Genomic DNA, 23913 nt, shown 5'->3' on the forward strand with positions numbered 1-23913 from the left:
CAAGCAATAGTAAGCCGTTTGGGATGTGTCGCGAACCTTTTGACTGGATTGTCGAGCCCGTAGGTTCCAACGTCGATATGTTACAAATTTTGACCATTGACACTCGGGAATGCTGAGAGTGAATAGCCGCTCATGTATTTCAGCCGAAAGTCAGCTCATGGTTTCCTTCAAGGGTGCGCATTTTCCGAAAGACGTGATTTTGCACGCGGTATTCATCCAACTACGCTACGGTGTTTCATACCGGGATCTGGAAGAAATCATGACGGAACGCGGTGTTTCAGTAGACCACAAAACGCTAAACTGACGGGTAGCACAATATTCTGGTGCAATCGCGGAGGCAGCACACCGACGCAAAAACCCGTGTGATCGTTCGTAGAGAATGGACCGAACGTACATCAAATTAAAAGGCGCGTGGTTTTTCCTCTATCGAGCTGTCGACAAGCACGACAAGACTCTTGACTTAATGCTATCGCGACGTCGAGTTAAACCAGCCGCTACAAAGTTATTCACCCCAGCGATTTATTGGAATTTTGATACGCAACCCCAAGTTCCCAAAGCGTTCAGTTTGTAAAGAGAAATGGACCAAAGCCATTTCTATCGAGCAACTCAAATGCAAGCCTAAACTGAATATGAGCCAAAACAAGAGCTTTCATTGGACATATATCCTTCTACCGTACAAAGCGGGATGTTCTGAGGAAGAGACCACACCCAGAGTTGTAGCGAAGTGTGTTCTAGCTGGATGCCCAACTAATTTGACTTTCTAAGAGTGAGTTCTTGCTCCTTAATGAACTAGAACTTGTTCCAAAAAATTCTTCGTCCGCTCGCTCTTGGGATTGGTAAAGAAGCTTTCGGGATCGTCCTCTTCGATGATTTCACCGGCATCCATAAAGATGATCCGATCAGCAACTTTGCGGGCAAATCCCATCTCATGGGTCACGCAGATCATGGTCATGCCTTCTTCGGCCAAACGAACCATGACGTCCAGAACCTCACCGATCATTTCGGGGTCCAATGCCGAGGTCGGCTCGTCAAACAGCAGGATATCCGGCTTCATACACAGCGCGCGCGCGATGGCCACGCGCTGCTGCTGACCGCCTGAAAGCTGGCCGGGATACTTGGGCGCCTGATTGGCGATCTGGACCTTTTCCAGATACATCATCGCGGTCTCTTCGGCCTCGGACTGCGAGATTTTTCGCGCAAGCATCGGGGCCAGCGTGCAGTTCTCAAGGATCGTCATATGCGGGAATAGGTTAAAGTGCTGAAACACCATACCAACATCCTGCCGCAGCTTGTCGATATTGGGATCTTCGGCGCTGATTGCGTGGCCATTGATCTCGATCAGACCGGACTGATGTTCCTCAAGCTGGTTGATCGTGCGGATCATGGTTGATTTACCCGATCCAGACGGCCCGCAGACGACAATTTTTTCGCCCTTGCTCACGGTCAGGTTTACGTTCTTGAGGGCGTGGAAAGACCCGTAGTATTTTTCCACCTTGCTTAGTCTGACGGCCGGTGTTTCGGACATGGCGGTCTCCCCTTTAGGTTTTGATTGCGGCTGTGATGATGATCTCAACTTTCAATACGTCCCGCGCCAGACGGGCCTCGCCACAGGCGCGGGCGGGCGCATGGCCCTTAGGCACCCAGGCATCCCAGACAGCGTTCATTTCAGCAAAGTCCGCCATATCGCGCAGCCAGACGGTGGCCTGCAGGATATGTTCACGGTCCGAGCCCGCCTCGGCAAGCAGGGCATCAACGCGCGACAGGCAGTCTTGCGTCTGTTTTGTGACGCTGTCACCCGCACCAACTTGACCGCACAGATAGGCGACGCCATTGTGCTTGACGATCTTCGACATCCGGGCACCGGTGTGGAGACGTTCTATCATTTCAGCAGCCCCCGGCCCTTCAGCGCGTCGGAAATCTCATCCAGAATGGCCGGATCGTCGATGGCAGCCGGCATCTTGAATTCAACACTGTCGGCAATCTTCTGCATCGTCCCGCGCAAAACCTTGCCAGAGCGTGTTTTCGGCAACCGTTTGACCGGAATGGCGGTTTTAAAGGCTGCGACCGCCCCGATCTGTTCCCGCATCAACGCGACCAGCTCTTTTTCCAGTTCACTAGAGTCCCGATCGGCGCCGTCATTGGTCACATAGAACCCCAGTGGCATCTGGCCTTTCAATGCATCCGCCGCACCGACCACAGCGCATTCAGCGATGTCGGGATGGGCCCCGATCACCTCTTCCATCGCACCGGTCGACAGGCGGTGCCCGGCTACGTTGATGATGTCATCCGTGCGGGCCATGATGAAGACATAGCCGTCCTCATCAATGATCCCGGCATCCGATGTGGCGTAGTAGCCAGGGAATTCGTTCATATACGAAGTCAGGAACCGTTCCGGCGCGTTCCAAAGTGTGGGAAAGCCCGAGGGCGGCAGCGGTAGTTTGCAGACGATGTTGCCCAAGGTACCAGGCGGGACCTCATGGCCTTCGTCATCCAAAACCTGAATTTCGTAGCCAGGCATTGGCTTTCCGGGTGAGCCATACTTGACCGGGAATTGTCCCAGGCCCACCGGGTTACCAGACATGGCCCAACCGGTTTCAGTCTGCCACCAATGGTCGATTACCGGGCGTTGTAGTTTTTCCTCAGCCCATTGAATCGTCGCTGGATCCGAGCGTTCGCCGGCCAGAAACAGCGTGCGGAATTTCGACAGATCATATTGCCGGATCAACTGGCCCTTGGGGTCCTCTTTCTTGATCGCGCGGAAAGCGGTCGGAGCGGTGAACAGCGCGGCAACCTCATGATCCTGAATAACCCGCCAGAACGCTCCGGCATCAGGCGTGCCCACCGGCTTGCCTTCGTAAACCACTGTGGCGCAGCCATGCAGCAGCGGCCCGTAGCAGATATAGGAATGCCCGACGACCCATCCCACGTCTGATGCCGCCCAGAACACCTCACCGGGATTGATCCCATAGTGGTGCTCCATCGTCCATTTCAGCGCCACCATGTGCCCGCCATTGTCGCGCACAACGCCTTTGGGCTGGCCGGTGGTTCCGGAGGTATAGAGGATATAGAGTGGATCGGTCGCCGCAACCGGCACGCATTCCGTGGTTTCCCCCGCCGCCTTTGCTGCGTCGATCAGTTCGGCATAGTCCAGATCGCGGCCCAGGGTTAGCTCCGCCAGTTCCATGTCGCGCTGCAGGATCAGGCAATGCGCGGGCTTGGTGGTGGCTTCCTCAATTGCAGCATCCAGCAATGGTTTGTAATGCACGATCCGACCCGGCTCGATCCCGCAGGAGGCCGAGATAATCATCTTGGGTGCGGCATCGTTGATGCGGGTAGCCAGTTCATGCGGCGCAAAGCCGCCAAAAACGACCGAGTGGATCGCTCCCAAACGAGCGCAGGCCAGCATTGCAAACACTGCCTGTGGCACCATTGGCATATAGATGACGACGCGGTCGCCTTTGCCAACGCCATGCGCCCTCATGACCGATGCCAGAGCGCCAACTTCGGCCTTCAGTTCACCAAAGCTGAAGGTTTGAACCGTGTTCGTTACCGGGCTGTCATAGACAAGCGCGTTGCGTTCGCCATGACCAGCCTCAACATGGCGGTCGACGCAATTCCAGCAGGTGTTGCAAGTTGCACCGGCGAACCAGCGCCCATAAACACCCATATCTGCGTCAAAGACTTTCTCGGCTGGCGAGAACCAATCGACCTGTTCGGCGGCCTTCTCCCAGAACGCCTCGGGGTCTGACTGCCAGCTTGCATATGCGCCTGCGTAGCTCATGACATCACATAGTTCAGGCCGAGGCGACCGCCATCGACGTAGATCGTTTCACCCGTTACGTAGCTGGCCTTTTTCGAGCACAGAAACGCCACTACATCGCCGATCTCACGCGCGGTACCTGCTCGGCCCATTGGCGTGCGAGACATCGCCATCTTGTAGGCTTCTGGGTTTGCATTAACACTCGCCATCATTTCAGTATCAATCGAGCCCGGACCTACCGCGTTAACACGGATGTTTTTCGGAGCCAGCGCCAATGCTGCCGCCTTGGTCAGCTGCATGACACCGCCTTTCGACGCGCAATAGGCGGGGATCGCAGGGATTGCGACCTGCGCATTGATCGACGACATGTTGACAATCGTGCCCTCGATGCCCTGCTCGACCATCGTCTTCGCAGCCCGCTGCATTGCCACAAACACGCCGCGGAGGTTGATATCCATCACTCGGTCAAAGTTGGAAAGGTCATAATCCAGAAAGTTGCCGGGCATTGCGATCCCAGCGTTGTTTACCAACGCCGAGACCGGGCCATGTTCGGCCTCGATCGTATCGAACATGGCGCTGATCGCATTCATGTCGCCCATGTCGCAGACCATTCCGACCCCGCCCAGCTTGGCGGCAGCCTCGTGCACGTTGTCCTGAATATCGACTAGAATGACCTTGTAGCCATCCTCGCTCAGCGCCTCGGCGCAGGCTAGTCCGATGCCCTGAGCGGCGCCGGTTACGACTGCAATATGAGTTTCAGCCATTTGCGATTATCCCTCGAATCCGTAATCTTGCTTTGCTTGGACGGTCGTGATGAATCCGGCGGCCAAGTCATCGGCCACTGCGTTACGATCCCTCTGTTCTGGCGCTCCGTAGCCTCCGCCACCAGGCAGGCTGAGTTTCAGACGCTGACCGTTCTTGACCAATTGCCGACCCTTAGAGCGCAGCTTCGTTCCATCAGACAATTCGACCGCACCTGCACCACCGGCGAGCCCACCGTTGCGCCCGCGCGCGGGGTTTTCGACCCGATCGAACATAGCGTTGAAGTAGAAATCATAGCCCTCGCGCGGTTCGATCTCGATGGTCTGGCCCAAACCGCCGCGCAGAGCCCCTGCCCCGCCGGAACCTTCGCGCAAATCCTTGCGCCAGACGGTGATCGGCCCCACATGCTCGGTCGCCTCAACGCTCATGGTTGATACGCCCGAAGGGAAGGCGGTGGCGCTCAGCCCGTCAAAACCAGGGCGCGCACCGGCACCACCCGAGTTGAACATCAGCACCTCGCGGTTCGGCAGCCCGCTTTCCGGGTCGGATGCGCGGGCGGAAATCTGGATGTTCCATAGCGCGCTTGCGCCCTCAGACGGAACCGTGTCCGGCATCGCCTTGTGCAATGCGCCCAGAACAACATCTGGCACCAGGTGGCCCACGACGTGACGTACTGAAACCGGCGCGGGGCGTTTGGCCGCCAGAATGCAGCCTTCCGGCGCGGTGATGCGGAATGGTTCAAGCGAGCCTGTATTGTTCGGCACCTCGGGCGCAATCGCGCATTTTAGCGCGTAGCAAGCATAGGCGCGCGTATAGACTTCGGGGCAGTTGACGCCGAACCGGCTCATGCCCGATGTGCCTGCGAAATCAGCCAGCAACTGATCGCCATCGACGCTGAGGGTCACCTCCATATGCACCGGTGCGTCATATCCATCGACCTGCATGGTTTCGTGAAAGGTGCCCGAGGGCACTTTGGCGATAGCCTCGAGCGTGGCCTTACGGCTGGTCTCGATGACGAAATCCGACAACGATTGCAGATCGTCGATACCAAACTCATCCATCATCGCCTGTAGACGGCGGTCACCCGCTTCGTTACAGGCGGCCAACGAGTACATGTCGCCAACGGTCTGATCCGGGGTGCGCACATTGGCGCGGATCATCTCGATGAGCAGAGGTTGAACCTGACCACGTTCTGCGAACTTAGTGATGGGGATCAGGAGGCCCTCTTCGAACACCTCATTGCCGTCCGGGCCAAATCCACGCCCGCCGATATCCACCACATGTGCTGTGCAAGCAAAATACCCGATGTGAACACCCTTGCGGAACACTGGGGTAACTACGGTGATGTCATGCAAGTGGCCTGTGCCCATCCAAGGATCGTTGGTGATGAAGACATCGCCGTCGAAAGTGTTCTGCGGTCCGATTAGAGAGGCGAAATGCGTGACGCTTTCCGCCATCGCATTGACGTGGCCCGGAGTTCCAGTCACCGCCTGTGCGATCATCCGTCCCTCTTGGTCGAACAGTCCCGCCGACAGGTCGCCCGCCTCGCGGACCGAGGTTGAAAAGGCCGTGCGGATCAGCGTTGTGGCCTGTTCCTCTACAACCGCAATCAAGCGGTTCCACATGATCTGATGATCGATATCTGACGCACCCATTGCTTAAGTCTCCTTCGCCAGCAAGAGCATACTTCCATCGCCCTGCCCCACCGCGCGATAACCCGAAGTGACTACGGTTGATGTTTCGGATTCGACAATTATCGCGGGGCCTTCGACGGCCTTACCTGCTGTCATACTCGACCGTTCTACCTCACGTGCCGCGACGGATTTGCGTAGGGCGGTGTCGAAAAACTCGCGCGTCCGCGCGACATTCGCGTCAGATCCGTTTTTGTAGCCAACGACAGGTTCGGCATCTGGCAAAACCGTGGACACTGTCAGCAGCCAGTTGGTGATCTCAACTGCCAACCCGTCGATGACCCGGCCAAAGAGTATGCGATAGGCATCTTCGAAAGCGTTGAGGATCAGCGATACGTCGCTGTCTTCGAATTGTTTGTGAGGAAGCGCCACGGGTATTTCCCAGCCCTGACCGGAATAACGCATTTGCGCGGTCAGACGGATTTCAGTTTCTGCACCCTTGGCGCCTTCATCGACAAATGCACGCGCTTCGGCTTCCATCTCGATCAACGCAGCGTTCACCGCCCCAGCGTCGAAATCGTCCAATCGCTGAAACAGCCCGCGTGTCGCCTCAAAACTGAACGGAGCCTTCAGAAACCCAATGGCCGAACCCACGCCCGCACCCGGTGGGATTATCAGCGCCTTGATCCCAAGCTTTTCACATTGACGGCAGGCATGCAGCGGTGCGCCGCCTCCAAAGGCAATCATAGTGAAATGCTCAATGTCGCGCCCGTTCTCGACCGTATGAACCCGCGCGGCGTTGGCCATGTTCTCATCCACCAATTCAGTGATACCAAAGGCGGCATCCCCTGCAGAGAGGTTCAATTTGGCGGCGGCCTTTTCGGATTCCGTCATGTGCAACGGGATAGCACCGCCAGCAAAATTGTCCGGATCCAGACGGCCAAGCAGCAGATTGGCATCGGTCACGGTTGGCTCTGTCCCGCCACGCCCGTAGCAGGCCGGGCCGGGTTCGGACGCCGCTGAGCGCGGCCCAACTTGAAGTCGCCCCATCCTATCCACAGAGGCAATCGAACCGCCCCCGGCTCCGATCTCGACCATCTCCACAACAGGCGTCGACACAGTCATGCCCGAGCCTTTTTTGAACCGATAGGTTCGCGCGACTTCAAACGTATTGGCCGTCTTGGGCGCGCCATCTTCAATCAAGCAGATTTTGGCTGTTGTTCCGCCCATGTCAAAGCTGAGCACCTTGTCCAGACCGTGTGCCCGTGCAAAATCGGCAGCAAAGATTGCCCCGCCCGCAGGGCCGGATTCCAGCAGCCGTACGGGCTGTTCCGCAGCTGTTTCAACCGAAATCAACCCACCGCCGGAATGCAGCATAAACACAGGGGCGTTCACGCCCATTTCGCGCAGGCGGGCCACCAAACGGCCCAGATAGTCGGCGACCTGTGGCTGCACATAGGCGTTTGCGATCACGGTGTTAAACCGAGGCAGTTCCCGCATCTGAGGTGAAATCACCGAGGACAGCGAAATCGACAGGTTTGGCAAGGCCTTGCTCAGCGCCTCGCCCATGGCAACCTCATGCGCGTCATTGGCGTAGGCGTGCATCAGACCGATGGCAACCGCCTCGAACCCACCCGCTTTGATCGTGTCGACCATCGCGTTGACCTCGGACAGATCCAGCGCAAGAAGAACCTTTCCGTCCGGGCCCATGCGCTCCTTCAGGGTGAACCGGTCCTGACGCGGCACCAGCGGTTTGGGCAGGTTTAGGTTCAGATCGTATTGCTCGAACCGGTTTTCCGAACGCATCTCAATCACGTCCCGAAACCCTTCGGTGGTGATGAAGGCGGTCTTTGCGCCGCGCCGTTCTATTAGCGAGTTGGTCACCAGCGTTGTGCCGTGAATGACCTGCCTAATATCGCCCAATGCAATGCTGGCCTGATCCGCCGCTTTGACGATGCCATCCAGAATCGCCTGTTCCGGTTGGCTATAGTTGGTGAGGACTTTGCTGGTAGACAATCCGCCGGGATGCTGCAGTGCGACATCCGTAAAGGTTCCACCAATGTCGACGCCTACGCGAATATCGATCTTGCTCATGGGACTCTAAAGGCTCTTGAGGATTTGGTTGGCCGTGAACGCCGTCTGATACAGACGGGACATAATCGGGGCTGACGGGACGGTCGAAAGCTCGGTCATGGGCAGCGGAAGGTCCGCCGGGTCCATGCCCGAGATCAGATTGGCCATGCACTCACCAAAGATCGTGCCTGTCGTGATGCCACGCCCATTGTAGCCGATTGGGGTCAATAGGTTCGGGGCCAACTGATAGATGCGCGGCAGGTGGTCCGGAGTCATAGCGATCTGACCATGCCAGGCCTCTTCGAATTCAACCGGACCCAGTTCGGGATAAAGGCGGGCGAGGTTCTTTTTGGCCCAGCGATGCGACAGCCCGCGCCCGACTGAGCCCACGACCGTACCCATGGAACCGATCACGAGGCGATCATGTGCATCACGTCGAATACTAAACATGATCTGGCCCGTATCCCAGATGCCCTGACGACCCGGTAGGATATGAGACATGTCTCCTTTCAGTGGTTTCGTAGCCAACTGAAAATAGTGGATCATGGTGAACACGCGGTTCAGGTCAGGCCACAAAGCGTCGCTATATGCGTTTGTGCCCAGCACAACATAGTTAGCGCGGACCGTACCCTTGTCGGTTTCAACAACCCATTTCTCGCCGTCGCGTCGTAGGTTAGTTGCGCAAACGCCGGTGTTGATTTCGGCTCCCGCGCCTTTTGCTGCCCGCGCAAGCCCTCGGCAATAGCCCATCGGGTTGATCGTGCCTGCGCGATGATCCAGTAGGCCACCATAGAATACGCTTGTTCCGGTTTTCTCGACCATTTCATCTGGCGAAAGCAAATCGACCGGCTTTCCCAGACGCGCCCACTCGGCGTGACGCGCTTTTAGGTCCTCGAAACCGGACGGCGCGTGCGCGGCGTGAATGGTCCCTGTCTTGGTCACTTCGCAGCGAATCTGGTGTTTTTCGATAAGATCAAAAACTTGTGCCGGCCCTTCGCCAAACCGCGTGACGAAGCGCGGCCCGTACTTATCGCCCAGCTTCTCCCGAACGGCGGCAGGGGGGTGCCAGACCCCGGCATTGACCAAACCCACATTGCGACCCGAGCCACCGAAGCCGATATGCTTGGCCTCGAGCACATGGGCACTCAGCCCCTTCTCCGCACAGTGAAGCGCTGTTGAAAGACCCGTGAAGCCCCCACCAACGATTGCGACATCCGCTTCCGCGTCGCCAGTCATCGGATTGCGAATATCCGGCTCCTCCGCGGACACATCCCAAAGAGAGATTGGGCTGTCTGTAATCATGCGCGGGCACCCTCTTTTCTAACTACGAATACGCCATACAGTCTGGTGATTCCTGTTATCCTAAGTTGCAATGAAGCCAACTTTGTGTCAATATATGAAAAGCTCGTTTTAAATATCGGAACAATGGACATGGCCCAGCTTAAGAAAACAGCAGCTCAGATGGTGCAGGAATCACGTGATCGAATTGAAGAGATTGAAACAGCAGATCTGATCGCGATGGTCGGCGACCCCAACGTTGTTGTTGTAGACATTCGTGACGTACGAGAACGTCAGCGCACCGGTTTCATCCCAGGCAGTTTCCACGCACCGCGCGGAATGATTGAATTTTGGGTTGACCCCGACAGCCCCTACCACAAAGACGTATTCGCTCAGGAAGGCAAGAAGTACGTCTTTCATTGCGCCTCTGGTTGGCGCTCTGCCATCACCGTCGCCACGCTGCAGGATATGGGATTTGAAGCCGCGCACCTAAAAGAAGGCTTCGGCTCGTGGGAAAAATCCGGCGGTCCAGTCGAAAAGAAGGACTGATAGCCGGCAAAGGCTGCGGGCTAGAGTTGGCGCAGCTTCTGCGTCACGCTTTCTGCGGCGTGATGGACCAATCTGCCTAAACGGTCTTCCCCGCCATCACTTAGGTTGATGTCGGGGAGTGAGATGCCAAGGGCGGCGATCGCCTCTCCATCTGGCAACAGGATGGGTGCGCCAAAACTTAGAATACGATCGCGGAACTCTCCGCGGTCAAAGGCATAACCCTGTTTGCGAGTTTCCTGTACATCTGTCTCTAGTTCATCCAGCGTCGTCAGGGTTCTGTCAGTGTATCGAGCCAGTTGACCATTCAGCTTTTCGCGGAATTGCTCAAAATTGCTCGACAGAATGGCCTTGCCCGTTCCGACACAGTAAATGGGCGCACTTCCACCTACGGGATTCCAAGATCGGATAGGCTTCAGGCTTTCAACCTTATCGATATAGATGACATTCAAACCTTCCGGCACAGCAAGATAGATAGCTTCTCCCGTTTCTTGACTTAGATACGCCATCTCGGGGGCAGCCGCGGCACGCAGATTCAGGTTTTCGACGGAACTGCGCCCAACTTGCCAGGTCTTCAAGGTTGCAGCGTATGTCTTGTCATCAAGGTGTTTGACATAACCAAGCGTGTTTAAGGTCTGCAAAAGACGAAATGTATTAGATTTCGTCAATTCCAGTTCGCGGGAGAGCTCAGTTACGCCCTTACTACCCTGAGACGCAGCGAGGTTTTCCAAAATAGCCAAGCCTTTGGACAGAGTAGAGTCGACCTTAGGTTCTTTGGGTGTTTCGCTCACTGCTTATCCTTTCCTCGCAACTTGTGCTGTATAGCAGAACGAGAAGCGGCTTCAAACGCAGGTTGGTCATGAACAATCAAATCAGGAACCTCTCCGTCATAACGCTGCATATCGACCATTGTTGAATGTGAAGCCGGGCTTTGGGTCAGGCTCGACGTGCGCATGTCATGGGTCAGTACGTTCGGGTTGCCATGCCGGTCACGGTCCTGTGGTGCGTCATAGTCGGGGTCATACCAGGCGCCGGTCCACAGAAAAACACAACCTTTCAAAATATCAGCTGTGACACGCGCGCCCGCCAAACAACGACCGCGTTCGTTGAACAATTCGACGATATCGCCGTTTGCAATACCCCGTTCCGCCGCATCGTCCGGATGGATCAGAACCGGCTCGCGCCCGCGTATTTTTCGGCTCAGGCTATAGTCGCCATTATCTAGCTGAGAGTGCAACCGTGTGCCCGGTTGACCCGACAACAGATAAAAGGGCTGTTTGCCCGCAGCGGCATCCCGTGGCTGAAACCAAGTCGCGTGCCCCTTGCAGTCGTCCAATTGAAACCCTGCAATACGGTCCGAATAGATTTCGATGCGGCCACTTGGTGTATGCAAAGGGTTCGCTTCGGGGTCCTGCCGGAACTCAGCCATAAAGACCTGAGTGGGGGACGGGTCCTTCAGCTCAACAAAATCACCGCTGATGAAAGTTTGCCAATCGGGAATACTCTCTCCGGATGCGCTGGCTGCCTTTTGCGTTTGATCCCAGATACGGCGCAACCAACCGTCGCTGTCTAGCCCTTCGGAGAACTGCTCCGCTGTTCCCAGACGTTCGGCGAGATCAGCATAGACGTCGAATTCCGCCCGCGCTTCCCCCGGAGGTTCTGCACTCGCAGGCATGGGCACCAGAGCATTGTCTGATTTGCCACCGCCAAAATCCGTGCGCTCCTGCGGCGCTGCGACAGGTAAGACAATGTCTGCGTGACGAGCCGTCGAAGTCCAGTTCAACTCGTTCACAATGATGGTTTCCGGTCGCTGAAATGCCCTGTGTAGACGCCGCAAATCCTGATGGTGGTGAAATGGATTCCCTCCAGCCCACCAGACCATGCGAATATCCGGGAAAACACGGGTCTCCCCGTTGTACTTGTACTCCTCGCCCGGATTGAGAAGCATTTCTGCAATCATTGCCACCGGAATGAAATCCGAAATCGGGTTTTTACCCTGAGGGAATGTACCCCAGCGGAAGGGGCGCTCGATGTTTCCTATATTGGCGTTCACACCATATCCAACAGTATAACCTCCGCCGGGCAGTCCGATCTGACCCAGCATCGCAGCCAAGGTAACCGTCATCCATAAAGGCTGTTCACCGAAATCCGCTCGCTGAAGCGCTGCTGCACAGGTGATCATCGTGCGGCCTGCCGCCATCTCGCGTGCGAGGGATGTAATACGTTCCGCTGGAACACCAGATATCGCAGCCGCCCATTCCGCTGATTTTATGACCCCATCGGCCTCGCCGCGTAGATATGCCGCCATCTTTTCAAACCCGACCGTGTATCGATCGAGAAATTCCGAGTCATGAAGCCCTTCGGACAGTAAGGTGTGTGCAAGCCCCATCATAACCGCTGTGTCGGTACCGGGTTTTGGCGGCAACCATTCGGCCCGGATCTCATCCGCAGCATCACTTTTCAGCGGGCTGCAGTTAACGAACTTAACTCCAGCTTCACAACAAGCCTTCAGATTGTCCATCATCCTGTGCTTGGCAACGCCACCGTCACTGACCTGCGTATTCCGCGTGGCCATACCCCCGAACATCACGACAAGATCGGTATGTTTGGCGACGACCTGCCAACGGGTCGCCTGTGCAACATGGGTCCGGAACGGCCCTACGATATGGGGCATCAGTACTAGTGCAGCATTGTAGCTATAGTTTCCCTCGGACCGGACGAACCCGCCCTGCCCGTTTAGGAAACGCTTAAGCTGGCTTTGAGCATGATGAAAACGGCCCGCGCTGGACCACCCATATGACCCGCCATAGATAGCTGTGTTACCAAAAGTTTGACGTATTCGGGTCAGTTCGGCGGCAACAAGCTCCAGCGCGTCATCCCAGCTGACCTCGACAAAACTGTCGCGTCCACGTACGCCCTCACCTTCCAGCCATCCACGACGGACAGCCGGACGCAATACGCGCGCACGACCATTCAGACTAGAGGCTACATTGCGGTTGATCTCTGAAGGATTCGGGTCGTCAGGATGCGGGTGAACCGCGACCAGTTTGCCGTCCTTTGTTTCTGAAATACCAGCACCCCAATGGTTTCCGGTCAGGGTCCGGGTCGTTTCTGCGGTCACGTCTTTGTTCCGGTATAAAATACTGTCTTTCCGAATATTGACACAAAACTGGTAGGCTGTCATCATGCTGAACAGCATTAGAGGGCACAAAAGTGCAAGACACCCCACTTAATCTAGCAGACTGCCTTGTGCAGGATGGACGTCCCGATCGTGTTGAGGGTCGACATGTTAATATGCCGATTGAACTCGGCTCAACAATGGTTTTCGACAGCTTTGCCGAATTTGCTGCTGCACGCGATGCGCGATATGAAAGCGGCACACTTTATTATGGGCGCTATGGCAATGCCGCGACCTTTAAGCTTGAGCAGATGCTGGCAAAACTTGAAGGCGCCGAAGCGATCACGTTGACATCCTCTGGGGTGGCCGCCATCACAACGACGCTGATGGCGCTGACCCACCCCGGCTGCCACGTTCTGGTCGCAGACAACGTTTACGGCAACACCCGCGTCTTCTGCGACGGGCTGCTGACCCAGCAAGGGGTCGAGATCGAGTACTTCGACCCGATGATCGGCAGCGCAATCAGCGATCTGATCCGCGCCGAAACCGCTGCGATTATGTTTGAAAGCCCGGGCTCCGGCACGTTCGAGATGCCAGATATCCGGGCCATCGCAGCAGCGGCACAATCTGCGAATGTACCCACGATCCTCGACAACACATGGGGGACGCCCGTCTTCAGCCAACCGCTGTCATGGGGCGTCGAAATCGTTGTCTACTCGGGCAGCAAATACATCTCGGGCCACTCGGACTGCATGCTGGGGATCACCGCCAGCAACGCCGCTTATGCCAAAGTTATTCGCAAGGCGGTGATGCAGGTCGGGGATAAAACCGGAGGGCAGGAAATCCTGCTCGCCCTGCGCGGGCTCAGAACACTGAAGCTGCGGATGGAGCATTTCGACAAAGCCGGTCGCGAAATGGCAATGTGGTTTGGAGATCAGCCACAGGTGAAAACCGTTCTGCACCCGGCGCTGCCCTCCTGCCCCGGTCACGAAAACTGGGCGCGGGATTTTACCGGCGCGGCCGGGCTGTTTGGCGTCATCTTCCACACTACAAGCGAAAGCGCGGCGCATCGCTTTGTCGACGCGCTGCACCATTTCGGCATCGGCGTAAGCTGGGGCGGCTATGAAAGCCTCGCCCTGCCGGTCACCCCTGTGCGCACAGCGACCAAGTGGTCGGAAACTGGCCAGCTTGTCCGTTTCAATATCGGGTTGGAGAACCTTGAAAGTCTGAAAGCAGACCTCGCCAACGCCCTCCCCCTGCTTGATCAGTAAGGATATGAGAATGCTCAACAAGATCGACCATTTTGCCATCGGCGCAGGCACTCTGGCGCACGGCGTTACGGCCATGAAAGACGCGTTGGGTGTCGAGGTGCCGCAAGGCTCGAAACACGATGCGATGAGCACGCATAACTGCGTCATGCAGGCAGGGAACGAGAGCTTCTTTGAACTGATAGCAATCGACCCCGACGCCCCCGATCCGGGCCGGGTCCGTTGGTTCACTCTGGATGATCCCGCGACGCAAGACCGGCTGAAAGAGCGCCCACGCGCGCTGTGCTGGGTGGTGAACACCGATGATCTGGATGCCGTCATCGCCGCCAGCCCGGTTGATCTGGGTGAAGTTGTCCATTTCCAGCGCGGTGACCGGACCTGGCGTCTGACCGTCCCAAAAGACGGGCATCTGCCTGAAAACGGCCTACTTCCGGCCTTCATCGAATGGTCCCCCGGTCCTCACCCGTCAACCGGCCAGCAGAACCTGGGCGTGACGCTTTCAAAGGTGCGGGTGCAGACGCCGAATGCTGCGCGCCTGACAGACATGTTTGAAAAACTCCAGATCTCGCATCTGGCAGAGATTTCCGAAGGCCCCACCGCGCTTTCCTTTGTTCTGGGAAGCCCAAATGGAACGGTAACGCTCGACTAAAACAATAGGTGCTCTATGACGATCCCATCGGTCAATCTGTCGCAAAAACCGGAGGTTACCGGTTTCTTTGATCCGGGGTCCAACACGATTACCTATGTCGTGCACGACCCAGACTCGACGGCCTGTGCAATTGTCGATCCAGTGATGGAGTTCGAACTTTCAGCAGGCCGCCTGACCTTTGAAAGCGCCGATCAGGTCATCGCCTATATTCGCGAGAACGATCTGACCCTTGAATGGATCATCGAAACGCATGTCCATGCCGACCACCTGTCAGCCGCGCCTTACCTGCAGCAGGAGTTGGGCGGCAAGATCGGCATAGGCGAACATGTGCAAACCGTTCAGGACACGTTTGGCAAGATCTTCAACGAAGGGACAGAGTTTCAGCGCGACGGCTCGCAGTTTGACGCGCTTTTTGCGGATGGCGAGGCGTATCAACTGGGCGGCATGTCCTGCTTTGCGCTACACACACCGGGTCACACACCGGCCTGCATGGTCCATGTGATCGGTGACGCCGTTTTTGTCGGCGACACATTGTTCATGCCGGACGGAGGGTCAGCGCGCGCCGACTTCCCGGGCGGCGATGCCGGGCAGCTTTATGACTCGATCCAGCGGGTTCTTTCGCTGCCCGATGAGATGCGGCTTTTCATCTGCCACGACTACGGCCCCGGAGGGCGCGCGATTGCGTGGGAAACCACCATTGGCGAGCAGAAGGCCAAGAACATCCATGTTGGCGGCGGCATATCGCGGCAAGAATTCATCAAGTTCCGCACGGAGCGCGACGCCCAGTTGGCCGTTCCAAAACTCATCCTGCCATCACTTCAGGTGAACATGCGCGCTGGAGATGTCCCCGAGGATGAAGAGGGGAACATGGTCCTCAAGACCCCCATCAATAAGCTTTAAACACTCAACCACCACTCACAAAAAAACAAACCGCCCATCTGGTCTTAGATGGGCGGCTGCTTTTGCAGTGGCGGATTTCATGGGAAGTTGGGGAGATTACCGCTCTGCAACTTTCATGCGCCGCTTGAGGTATTCGCCGTACTGGCCAAGGCCAAACAGGAACACCCAGTAGATCGCGGCGACAAAAGCCAACACTTCTATGTAGTAAGGTGCCCATTCGCCTGTCCCGAAGGCCGCATTGGCCGAGGCAAGCACATCGAAGAATCCGATGATGATCACGATCGCGGTTTCCTTGAAGGTCACAACAACGTTGTTGACCGTGGCTGGCAGCGCGTGGCGGAACACCTGCGGCAGAACAATGCGCCCCAGAATCTGCCAATAGGTCAGCCCCAGGGCCTTGCCCGCTTCGAACTGTCCTTTGGTGATGGCCTGAAAACCGCCACGCAGCACTTCGGCCTGATAGCAGGCGAAGAACAAGCCAAACGCAATGATTACGCGCCAAATCTTGTCCCCTTCCAACCAGCTTGGCAGCAGGATCGGGATCACCACCGCGGCTGTGAAAAGAGTTGTTAGCAACGGTAGAGAGCGGATCGTGTCGATCACCAGCGAGGCAAACCCGCGCACGACGGGCATCTCGGAGCGGCGCATCAGCGCCAAACCCAGCCCCATTGGCATCCCGATCAGAACAACGCTTGAGAACAGGAACAACGTGAGCGCCAGACCGCCCCACTGGTCGGAAGTGACCTGCGGCAGACCCAACAGGTTGCCTTCCATCAAAAGGAAGTAGGTGGCGAAGCCCACTATCCAGATGGTCGACAGGCGCTTGGCCGTCCAGGTCCAAGGAAAACACGAAATGATGACCGTGCCGATAATCGACAAGCAGGCCAAGGCCGACCGCCAGTGTTCTTCATATGGGTAGAGACCAAACAGGATCAGCCGGTGCCGGGCATCAATAACCGACCAACACGCCCCGCCATGGCCACATTCCGCAACATTGTCCGCGCTCCACACCGCGTGGAACACACCCCAACTCAGCGCCTGCCATACCAGCCATGCAAGGCCCGCGAAGACAACAACCGTGATGATCGAATCCGTTGGCGTGGCGAACGAGCGGCGGCGGAATTTCTCCCAATCGAATTTCTTGTTAAGTACCGCGTCAGCCATATCAATGCGCCTTCAGTTTTAGGCTTTCATTCAGCCAATTGATGAACTGAGCAATCGAGAAATTGACCAGAAGGAACGCGCCCATGAGGATGGCGATCAGTTCCAGCGTCTGCCCGGACTGCGTGATCGAAGTCGAGACGATATAGAACAGGTCAGAGAACCCGATGGCGACACCGATGGTTGTGGCTTTCATGATGAAAATCCACTGGTTGCCAAGCGGCGGAATAATCGTCCGCAGCGCCATGGGCATCTTGATCCGTGCCCAGATCGCACGTTGGGTCAGTCCCAGCGCCTCACCGGCCTCGATCAGTCCCTTGGGCACTTCGGCGAGGCCTCCGCGCACAACCTCGGCGATATAGGCCGAGCCATACAGCGTGATGGCGATTATCATGACCAGCAGTTCTGGTGAGATCGTCAGGCCGCCCTCAAACCGCAGGCCCTTCAGCGCGGGCCAGGAAATTGCGCCCTCACCCGCCGGAACTGTCAGGCCGGTTGCGACCAGTACCATGAAAAAGCCCAGACCGATCAGCGCCAGCGCGATCTTGGCAAAGCTGATCTTCATCCGCGACAGAAAGAATGCTGCAGCGATCAGAACCAAGACCATGACAAGAGCCACAGTCAGAGACACATTCAGCAGCGGGATCATTAACCCGCGATTGGACAGGAAAATCGCTTCGCCAAGGGTCATCGCCTGCCGAGGACCCGGTAAGTGGATCACAACGGCGTACCAGAAGATGCCCTGGAGGATCAGCGGAATGTTCCGGAAGGTCTGGATATAGACCATCGCAGCGGTTTTCAGTGCCGGGTTCCGTGCATCGCGGAATGTCCCGATGAGAAAACCAAAGACCGTGGACAGGACAATCGTCAGAAAGCCCAAGAAAACGGTGTTCAGGAACCCGATAGTCAGGGTTCGGGCGTAACTGTCGTTGATATCTCGGTCGATCAGCGAGAAAGAGTAGGACCAGCCGGTTGACCGTTCAAGGAACCCAAAGCCGCTGGCAAGGCCCAGCGCATTCAGATTGACCTTGGCGCTTTGGATGGCGCTGATAACGACCAGCGCAGAAAATACGATCAGCGCGCTTTGTATAATCAATTTGCGCCTGTTGGCTCGCGCCTTCAGTTCGGATGCGTCCATGGCTCTTAATCTTCTGATTTTAGAGAAGGTGCGGGGCCGCAACACTACTCGGCCCCGAGGCTAAGTCAGTACTTAGTCAAGCTGTGGGGCGTACAGAACGCCACCGTGGCTCCAGAGATTGTTCAGACCGCGTTCTAGCTTGTACGGGCTGTTGTCACCAAGGTTACGGTGGTAAATCTCGCCATAGTTGCCGACGGCCGCGATCATCTCTTTGGCCCATGTGTCACGGATGCCAAGACGCTCACCCATGCCCGGCTCTGCCCCCAGCAGGCGCGCGATTTTCGGGTTCGGCGGATTGGCTGCCATTTCTTCGACATTCTCCGAGGTGATGCCTTCTTCTTCGGCGATCAGCAAAGCGGCCAACATCCAGTTGGTGAAGTCGACAAAGTCTTCATCACCCTGACGCATCGCGGCCGAGATCGGCTCATTCGACAGTTGATCGTTTAGGATCACATGTGCGTCGGGGTTCTCCATTTCGGTCGCACGCAGGACCGCCAGGAATGGACCCCAGGCGACAAAGCTGTCACAGCGGTTGGCCAGATACGCCGCACGCAGTTCCGATGCTTTTTCATAGCTGACCATTGTGTGTTCAACGCCAAGGCTTTGCAGGTAGTTGGCCGCAATACGCTCGATCGTGGTGCCGGCTTCGACACAGATTGTGCCACCTTCCAGATCTTTTGCTTCGGTGATCCCCAGATCGCCATGCGCCATGAACTGGGCGCCACCAAAGAAATAGGGGATTGAGAACTGCAGACCCAGCTCAGTGTCACGGCCCATGGTCCAGCCAGTGGCTTTGATGATGACATCAACATCACCCGATTGCAGCGCGGGGAACCGCTGCGCCCAGCTCAGTGGGACGATCTTTGACTTTTCCGGATCGCCCAGCAGCGCTGTCGTCATCGCGCGACAAAGATCGATATCCAGGCCTTTCCACTCGTTTTTATCATTCACTTCGACAAAACCGAAATAGGAACCGTTGTGGCCCGAGCACAGCAAGGTGCCGCGGTCCTGAATTGCTTTGATGGTAGGGCTTTCTGCCATCGCCAGACTTGGGAAGGTGAGCCCTGCGGCAACGGCCAATCCGGCCGCTAAACCTTTGACTTGCATTTTTCTAACTCCACTGTTGTTCTATATTTCGGCACATACGTGTCGATATAGAGAATGAACAACTTGCCGCAACGAGTCAACAGTTTCGAAACTGGGACACGCAGTTGAACTCAAAAACCGCGAACATTTCGCTCAGATTTTAGGCGCGCAACGGGTGCCTGTGATTAAGTATTCTCCGGTTTATTGGAAGATCAGGGCGCCGCGCTCGAAAGATGAAGTGCGCGGCAAAACTCGGAACCACGCGGAGAATTAGCTTGTTGAGGATCACTCACGAATGGGCACGACTTGATTGCCTAGCGCCCTAGAATTAAATTGGAAATTCAAGAGGAATACACAGATGTCACAAGTTGAGACCAAGTAACAATCCGCACCTTTGATTAACGAGTAACTTTGCTTTGCGCTCTATTCGATGTCGCGCGCTATCACGAAAATACTCCGGCATCCTGGACGAACTGGGCCTTACCCAACTACAATATTTGACTTTGCTTGTTCTCTGGGAAAAGGACGGCAGGAGTGTCCAAGAAATCGTGGATTACCTTGAGCTTGAGGGGGCAACAACTACGCCCTAGCTGAAAAGAAGATGAGCGTAGATTTAAAGTGTTTCTTACGGAAAAAGGCCACGCAACGCGCGCACGTGCACTGGATGCGCCAGAGCGTCTTGGGTGTGCCTTAGGCGTGACGGATAGCCAGGTCGATACGTGGATGAAACACCTTCGCGACCGTCGTAGAACCATGGGATAGCGCGAACACAAGCCAAGCTCGTGATCTTGTTACTTGGCTAGTGCACTAGCTAACTCCAACTACCTAATGCACTAGCTTTAACAATGAGCGCCCACTATGAAACGTCGAAAAGTACTAAAAGCAGTATCCGCCGCAGGATTCGCAATCGCTATTGGCTCTGCCACCTATGCACAGACATTGACCGCAAAATCCGTGGTGCTCGTCCACGGTGCATTCGCGGACGGCTCAGCTTGAAACCGGGTGAACCATTGCTAGAGGGCGCGGGGTTCAACGTTATTGCCGTTCAAATTCCACTTAGTTCGCTGGAAGCGGACATCGAGGCCACAAACCGAGCAATCGAAAGACTGGAAGAACCCGTTGTACTGGTTGGGCATTCCTTGGGCGGCCTGGTCATCACCGAAGCTGGCTTAATAGACAAAGTACAATCGCTAGTCTCTGCGGCGGCATTTGCAACGGACGAAGGGCAATCGCTTGGTAGCTACACCGCAGATTTCCCCCATGCTGAAGGGCTCGATCACCTGGATAAGGACGACGCAGGTTACTATCGCCTGACCGACAAATGCGTGGCCGAACACTTCGCTTTCGACCTGCCCAAAGAAGCGATCGCTGCGATTGCTGCCTCACAATGTCCGATCAACAGTGCTTCTTTGGGTACGCCCGTGAAACATGCGGCCTGGAAAACCAAACCCAACTTCACCGTGGTTTCAACACAGGATCGAATGACGCAGACCGATATTCAATGCGCACAGCTCGACAAACTGAACGCAAAGGCGGTTGAAGCCGACACCAGCCACGTCCCGATTCTGACTTATCCCAATGTCGCTGCGAACATGATTGTCCAAGCTGCCAAGTAATCGGAAATCAAAGGAGAATGACAATTACGGAACTACTCGAACTGAGTTTGGCGGCCACGTTGGCCTGCAACTCCTTGGCATTTACTGTTTAGCCGTGTTTGCTTGAGCGGCCTCTTGCTCCTCTTTCAGATCATCAATCATCAGCTTTGGAGGCTGTGCCAGCTCTAGCGCGCAGCGGACTTTTTCCATATAGGACAAAGGTTCATTCGGATTGGCATCATCCAGGTCCAGGGCTTCATAACCTTCGGCGACCACGCGCCGTGCTCTGGTCAACACCTGGGTGCCGAACTCGGTTATTTCGATCAGTACACGACGCTCGTCCTGCTCCGCGCGGGTCCGGGTTAGGATGCCGAAACCCGCCATCTTCTTGAGCAGTGGCGACAGTGTGTTCGGCTCGACCCCTGCTTTGGAAGATAGCTCAGACACAGTCATCGGACCTGCCTCGTCCAAAGCCATCAAGATCACGAATTTGGGATAGGTCATGCCTGTTTCCGAAAAGGCAGCCTGATAGAATCGACCGAAAGCACGGTTCAACGCGTAAGCACTGAAACACAGGAGCGTGTCGAGACGCGGGTCGTTTGGTGGTTCGTTCTTCATTGCACCTGAACTTATGCATGAGAAAGAGATCTGAAAAGACTTGACTTCAATAAAATCGTACTCGATTATTTCGTGTACGATGTTTTTTCATGCGAAGGAAAATCCTATGACACATCTGTCCCGCCGTAGCTTTGGGGTGGCCGCCTTGTCTGCCCCTGTTCTGATCTCATCCGGAACCGCAGCTTCCGCCCAGAACAAGCAGCCCGCCGCGCGCGCGCCTGCCATGTTTGATGCGCCAGTCGGTCGTTATCGCATAACGGCTATCTTCGACGGCATGGCCCCACTTGGTAAAAGCTTCTTCTTTGGCCCCGAGCAATCCCAGATCGACGGAGCACTGGCTGCTGCTGGGATTTCCGGTGACGTGCTACCTGCGCCTGTTAATGCGTTTTTGCTCCAATCCGATGATCGCACAATTCTGATCGACGGTGGCATGGGTGCGGTCGATATCCTGGGTCCGGGTTTCGGTCGGCTAGCCGATGGGCTGGTCGCAGCAGGCGTCGTGGCTGACGACGTCGACATGGTTATTGTAACGCATGCACATCCGGATCACATCGGCGGTCTAGTTGACGACGAAGGCGCTGCCTTCCCAAAAGCCGAACTGGTGATGACTGATGTTGAGTTTGGGTTCTGGGGAGATGAAACCATGCTGACTCAAGCCCCGGAAGACGCCCGCCCATTGTTCGCACTGGCACAGAGTGTTTTCGGCGCCTACGGAGATCGCGTTCGTGCTGTGGCGCCTGAAACCGAAGTCGCTCCGGGCGTTACGCTGGAACTAGCCCCCGGTCACACGCCCGGACATGCTGTAGTACATATTGATGGTGGGGATCAACAATTGCTCATGATCGCGGATGCTCTTCACAGCACGGATCTGCAGACAGCACTGCCTGAGACAGGCTTTGGTTTCGACGTGGATTCGGAACAAGCAGCTCAAACGCGGATGCGCATCTTTGATCGCGCGGCTGCGGATGGCCTGCTCATTGCCGGGTCGCACGTACATTTTCCAGGACTTGGCCGAATTGTCCGTTCTGACAACGCATATCGCTTTGTCCCGACAAGCTGGCTTTAGAACAACAAAAGTGGGCGCTCGAACAGGCAGCGCCCACTTGCTCTTTCGCAAGTTTCTAAAAATTGACGCGACCGCTCCAAGCGGATGTATGACTACCGGCACTTTAAAGTTGAAAGTCAGACCATGATCTCGTCCTTAGGCGCGCAAAATTCGAAGGACGTGATCCTGTTCGCGATATTCTTCTACGTCCGATACTGTGTGGGTAGTGTCGCAAACCTTTGGAACGACAAAAGCCAGAGATATGCCAGACGCAGTGATCCTGTGATCTCAGCAAACAACCGAAAACCAGGGGTCGTATCACTAGAGAATTGCTCCTTCCGGATCATGTTTGCGACACCACCGGCTCGGTTCTTGGTGAATCGGATCGGTTTACCGAACAACGTTTTGTTGTCGAGCTGCCAAGAGCTTCCAGATTTCCGACATAACCTTGCCCATTGTTTTGTCACGCCGGCGGATCGCAAACACGTCTGTGTGCCGAGGCGGGAAACCATCGACGTTCAACGGAATCAGTTCGCCTGATTCAAGTTCCTCTTGCATCAGGTGCTCTGGGACACCGCCCCAACCCAGGCCGGCCTTGATAATCGACTTCTTGGCCTCAAAGTCCGACACGATCCAGTGTTGGCCGCCAGACAGAACATCTCTGCTTTGGTCGAAATCCTTGCTACCGCTCCCGGCCACGATCACCTGAGTATAGCCCTGCATTTCTCGTTTGGAACGCACGCCTCGCGTTTTGGCCGCTGCAAACTCAGGGCTTGCAACAGGCCGGATGGTGATCGAACCAAACGGGAGCGTTTCCACCTCGTCGATCGGAACGTCTTGAAGCCCCGCTATGATCATATCAGCAGCACCTTCCATCAACCTTGCGAGCGGCCCACCCATCATCTCGGAGGCGACGTTGATGTTTGTTCCGGGATAAGTCTGCCTGACTTTGGCCAAGAGATCGAGGACAGGTTCCAGCGACATAGTTGCTGTAATAGCTATGGAAACCATTGGCTCTTGAGCACTTCGCAGTCCGGCGACAACGGATTTTAACGCACTCACTTGCTCCAACACCCGCGCTGTTTCCCGGAAAAATATCTCACCTTCGGGTGTCAGTTCCGGTCTGTAACTTTCGCGAGAGAAAAGGTCGAACTCCAATTCCGCCTCCAGTTTCCTGATTTGATGACTGACCGCAGATTGAGCCTTATTCAGGCGCTCTGCCGCGGCACGAAAGGTTCCGGTGGCGACAATCGCATCCAGGGCGACGAGTTGATCTAGGGTCATG

At 56.0% G+C, this 23913-nt stretch carries 20 protein-coding genes and 1 pseudogene; 7 read left to right on the top strand and 14 right to left on the bottom strand.

What is annotated here, in order from left to right:
* Nucleotides 1–157: 157 nt before the first annotated feature.
* A pseudogene (locus ACR0J4_RS09660) lies at nucleotides 158–529 on the top strand (IS6 family transposase); the annotation flags it as partial.
* Nucleotides 530–781: 252 nt separating this feature from the next.
* Here the strand turns inward: ACR0J4_RS09660 and ACR0J4_RS09665 are convergent.
* Genes ACR0J4_RS09665 through ACR0J4_RS09695 form a run of 7 tightly spaced genes read right to left on the bottom strand, consistent with a single transcriptional unit; the run spans nucleotide 782 to nucleotide 9528 of the window.
* Nucleotides 782–1525: an amino acid ABC transporter ATP-binding protein gene (locus tag ACR0J4_RS09665; protein WP_170380804.1), complete on the bottom strand. Its 744-nt coding sequence runs from the start codon at nucleotides 1523–1525 to the stop codon at nucleotides 782–784.
* 13 nt (nucleotides 1526–1538) lie between these two features.
* Nucleotides 1539–1883, bottom strand: coding sequence for a RidA family protein (locus ACR0J4_RS09670; RefSeq protein WP_170642902.1), 345 nt, complete (start codon nucleotides 1881–1883; stop codon nucleotides 1539–1541).
* Nucleotides 1880–3781 (bottom strand): propionyl-CoA synthetase, encoded by a 1902-nt coding sequence (locus ACR0J4_RS09675; RefSeq protein WP_170642903.1) that lies wholly within the window; start codon nucleotides 3779–3781, stop codon nucleotides 1880–1882. The genes ACR0J4_RS09670 and ACR0J4_RS09675 overlap by 4 nt, the downstream gene beginning before the upstream one ends.
* Nucleotides 3778–4524: an SDR family oxidoreductase gene (locus tag ACR0J4_RS09680; protein ID WP_170380811.1), complete on the bottom strand. Its 747-nt coding sequence runs from the start codon at nucleotides 4522–4524 to the stop codon at nucleotides 3778–3780. Before ACR0J4_RS09680 ends, ACR0J4_RS09675 begins: the two co-directional genes overlap by 4 nt.
* Before the next feature lie 6 nt (nucleotides 4525–4530).
* Nucleotides 4531–6177 (bottom strand): hydantoinase B/oxoprolinase family protein, encoded by a 1647-nt coding sequence (locus ACR0J4_RS09685; RefSeq protein WP_170642904.1) that lies wholly within the window; start codon nucleotides 6175–6177, stop codon nucleotides 4531–4533.
* A 3-nt stretch (nucleotides 6178–6180) separates the two neighbouring features.
* Nucleotides 6181–8247, bottom strand: a complete 2067-nt coding sequence (locus ACR0J4_RS09690; RefSeq protein WP_170642905.1) for a hydantoinase/oxoprolinase family protein — start codon at nucleotides 8245–8247, stop codon at nucleotides 6181–6183.
* A 6-nt stretch (nucleotides 8248–8253) separates the two neighbouring features.
* Nucleotides 8254–9528: an NAD(P)/FAD-dependent oxidoreductase gene (locus ACR0J4_RS09695; protein ID WP_170642906.1), complete on the bottom strand. Its 1275-nt coding sequence runs from the start codon at nucleotides 9526–9528 to the stop codon at nucleotides 8254–8256.
* Between the two features lie 129 nt (nucleotides 9529–9657).
* Between ACR0J4_RS09695 and ACR0J4_RS09700 the strand changes: the two genes are divergently transcribed.
* Nucleotides 9658–10053: a rhodanese-like domain-containing protein gene (locus tag ACR0J4_RS09700; RefSeq protein WP_170380819.1), complete on the top strand. Its 396-nt coding sequence runs from the start codon at nucleotides 9658–9660 to the stop codon at nucleotides 10051–10053.
* 20 nt (nucleotides 10054–10073) lie between these two features.
* Here ACR0J4_RS09700 and ACR0J4_RS09705 read toward each other — a convergent pair whose 3' ends face one another.
* A complete protein-coding gene (locus ACR0J4_RS09705) occupies nucleotides 10074–10841 on the bottom strand; it encodes an IclR family transcriptional regulator (protein ID WP_170380821.1) in 768 nt (255 codons plus the stop codon).
* A complete protein-coding gene (locus tag ACR0J4_RS09710; RefSeq protein WP_480668447.1) occupies nucleotides 10838–13171 on the bottom strand; it encodes a molybdopterin-dependent oxidoreductase in 2334 nt (777 codons plus the stop codon). Before ACR0J4_RS09710 ends, ACR0J4_RS09705 begins: the two co-directional genes overlap by 4 nt.
* 128 nt (nucleotides 13172–13299) lie before the next feature.
* Between ACR0J4_RS09710 and metC the strand changes: the two genes are divergently transcribed.
* The 3 genes from metC to ACR0J4_RS09725 are packed head-to-tail and all read left to right on the top strand — an operon-like array spanning nucleotide 13300 to nucleotide 15985.
* Nucleotides 13300–14439, top strand: coding sequence for a cystathionine beta-lyase (metC, locus tag ACR0J4_RS09715; RefSeq protein ID WP_170642908.1), 1140 nt, complete (start codon nucleotides 13300–13302; stop codon nucleotides 14437–14439).
* A 10-nt stretch (nucleotides 14440–14449) separates the two neighbouring features.
* Entirely contained in the window at nucleotides 14450–15085 is a 636-nt protein-coding gene (locus ACR0J4_RS09720; protein WP_170380825.1) for a VOC family protein, read from the top strand.
* A 15-nt stretch (nucleotides 15086–15100) separates the two neighbouring features.
* Complete coding sequence (locus tag ACR0J4_RS09725; protein ID WP_170642909.1) at nucleotides 15101–15985, top strand: MBL fold metallo-hydrolase; 885 nt, start codon at nucleotides 15101–15103, stop codon at nucleotides 15983–15985.
* Between the two features lie 96 nt (nucleotides 15986–16081).
* Here ACR0J4_RS09725 and ACR0J4_RS09730 read toward each other — a convergent pair whose 3' ends face one another.
* From ACR0J4_RS09730 to ACR0J4_RS09740, 3 genes are all read right to left on the bottom strand, one after another.
* A complete protein-coding gene (locus ACR0J4_RS09730; protein WP_170642910.1) occupies nucleotides 16082–17149 on the bottom strand; it encodes an amino acid ABC transporter permease in 1068 nt (355 codons plus the stop codon).
* 1 nt (nucleotide 17150) lies between these two features.
* Entirely contained in the window at nucleotides 17151–18284 is a 1134-nt protein-coding gene (locus ACR0J4_RS09735) for an ABC transporter permease subunit (RefSeq protein ID WP_170642911.1), read from the bottom strand.
* A gap of 72 nt (nucleotides 18285–18356) precedes the next feature.
* Complete coding sequence (locus ACR0J4_RS09740) at nucleotides 18357–19391, bottom strand: amino acid ABC transporter substrate-binding protein (protein WP_170642912.1); 1035 nt, start codon at nucleotides 19389–19391, stop codon at nucleotides 18357–18359.
* A 971-nt stretch (nucleotides 19392–20362) separates the two neighbouring features.
* On the opposite strand from ACR0J4_RS09740, the gene ACR0J4_RS09745 reads away from it, so the two are divergent.
* A complete protein-coding gene (locus tag ACR0J4_RS09745; protein WP_170642913.1) occupies nucleotides 20363–20986 on the top strand; it encodes an alpha/beta hydrolase in 624 nt (207 codons plus the stop codon).
* Between the two features lie 81 nt (nucleotides 20987–21067).
* Here ACR0J4_RS09745 and ACR0J4_RS09750 read toward each other — a convergent pair whose 3' ends face one another.
* Nucleotides 21068–21583: a MarR family transcriptional regulator gene (locus ACR0J4_RS09750; RefSeq protein WP_170642914.1), complete on the bottom strand. Its 516-nt coding sequence runs from the start codon at nucleotides 21581–21583 to the stop codon at nucleotides 21068–21070.
* Nucleotides 21584–21689: 106 nt separating this feature from the next.
* Between ACR0J4_RS09750 and ACR0J4_RS09755 the strand changes: the two genes are divergently transcribed.
* Complete coding sequence (locus tag ACR0J4_RS09755; RefSeq protein WP_170642915.1) at nucleotides 21690–22649, top strand: MBL fold metallo-hydrolase; 960 nt, start codon at nucleotides 21690–21692, stop codon at nucleotides 22647–22649.
* A 369-nt stretch (nucleotides 22650–23018) separates the two neighbouring features.
* Here the strand turns inward: ACR0J4_RS09755 and ACR0J4_RS09760 are convergent, their stop codons facing one another.
* Nucleotides 23019–23912 carry a LysR family transcriptional regulator gene (locus ACR0J4_RS09760; protein WP_170642916.1) on the bottom strand — a complete coding sequence of 298 codons (894 nt, stop codon included), beginning with the start codon at nucleotides 23910–23912 and terminating at the stop codon, nucleotides 23019–23021.
* Nucleotide 23913: the final 1 nt, after the last annotated feature.

It is taken from the genome of Ruegeria sp. B10, assembly GCF_056539825.1.

Coding starts and splice junctions, on each gene's coding strand:
- ACR0J4_RS09665 (WP_170380804.1), bottom strand. CDS start 1,525: ATGTCCGAAACACCGGCCGTCAGACTAAGCAAGGTGGAAAAATACTAC.
- ACR0J4_RS09670 (WP_170642902.1), bottom strand. CDS start 1,883: ATGATAGAACGTCTCCACACCGGTGCCCGGATGTCGAAGATCGTCAAG.
- ACR0J4_RS09675 (WP_170642903.1), bottom strand. CDS start 3,781: ATGAGCTACGCAGGCGCATATGCAAGCTGGCAGTCAGACCCCGAGGCG.
- ACR0J4_RS09680 (WP_170380811.1), bottom strand. CDS start 4,524: ATGGCTGAAACTCATATTGCAGTCGTAACCGGCGCCGCTCAGGGCATC.
- ACR0J4_RS09685 (WP_170642904.1), bottom strand. CDS start 6,177: ATGGGTGCGTCAGATATCGATCATCAGATCATGTGGAACCGCTTGATT.
- ACR0J4_RS09690 (WP_170642905.1), bottom strand. CDS start 8,247: ATGAGCAAGATCGATATTCGCGTAGGCGTCGACATTGGTGGAACCTTT.
- ACR0J4_RS09695 (WP_170642906.1), bottom strand. CDS start 9,528: ATGATTACAGACAGCCCAATCTCTCTTTGGGATGTGTCCGCGGAGGAG.
- ACR0J4_RS09700 (WP_170380819.1), top strand. CDS start 9,658: ATGGCCCAGCTTAAGAAAACAGCAGCTCAGATGGTGCAGGAATCACGT.
- ACR0J4_RS09720 (WP_170380825.1), top strand. CDS start 14,450: ATGCTCAACAAGATCGACCATTTTGCCATCGGCGCAGGCACTCTGGCG.
- ACR0J4_RS09725 (WP_170642909.1), top strand. CDS start 15,101: ATGACGATCCCATCGGTCAATCTGTCGCAAAAACCGGAGGTTACCGGT.
- ACR0J4_RS09730 (WP_170642910.1), bottom strand. CDS start 17,149: ATGGCTGACGCGGTACTTAACAAGAAATTCGATTGGGAGAAATTCCGC.
- ACR0J4_RS09735 (WP_170642911.1), bottom strand. CDS start 18,284: ATGGACGCATCCGAACTGAAGGCGCGAGCCAACAGGCGCAAATTGATT.
- ACR0J4_RS09740 (WP_170642912.1), bottom strand. CDS start 19,391: ATGCAAGTCAAAGGTTTAGCGGCCGGATTGGCCGTTGCCGCAGGGCTC.
- ACR0J4_RS09750 (WP_170642914.1), bottom strand. CDS start 21,583: ATGAAGAACGAACCACCAAACGACCCGCGTCTCGACACGCTCCTGTGT.
- ACR0J4_RS09755 (WP_170642915.1), top strand. CDS start 21,690: ATGACACATCTGTCCCGCCGTAGCTTTGGGGTGGCCGCCTTGTCTGCC.
- ACR0J4_RS09760 (WP_170642916.1), bottom strand. CDS start 23,912: ATGACCCTAGATCAACTCGTCGCCCTGGATGCGATTGTCGCCACCGGA.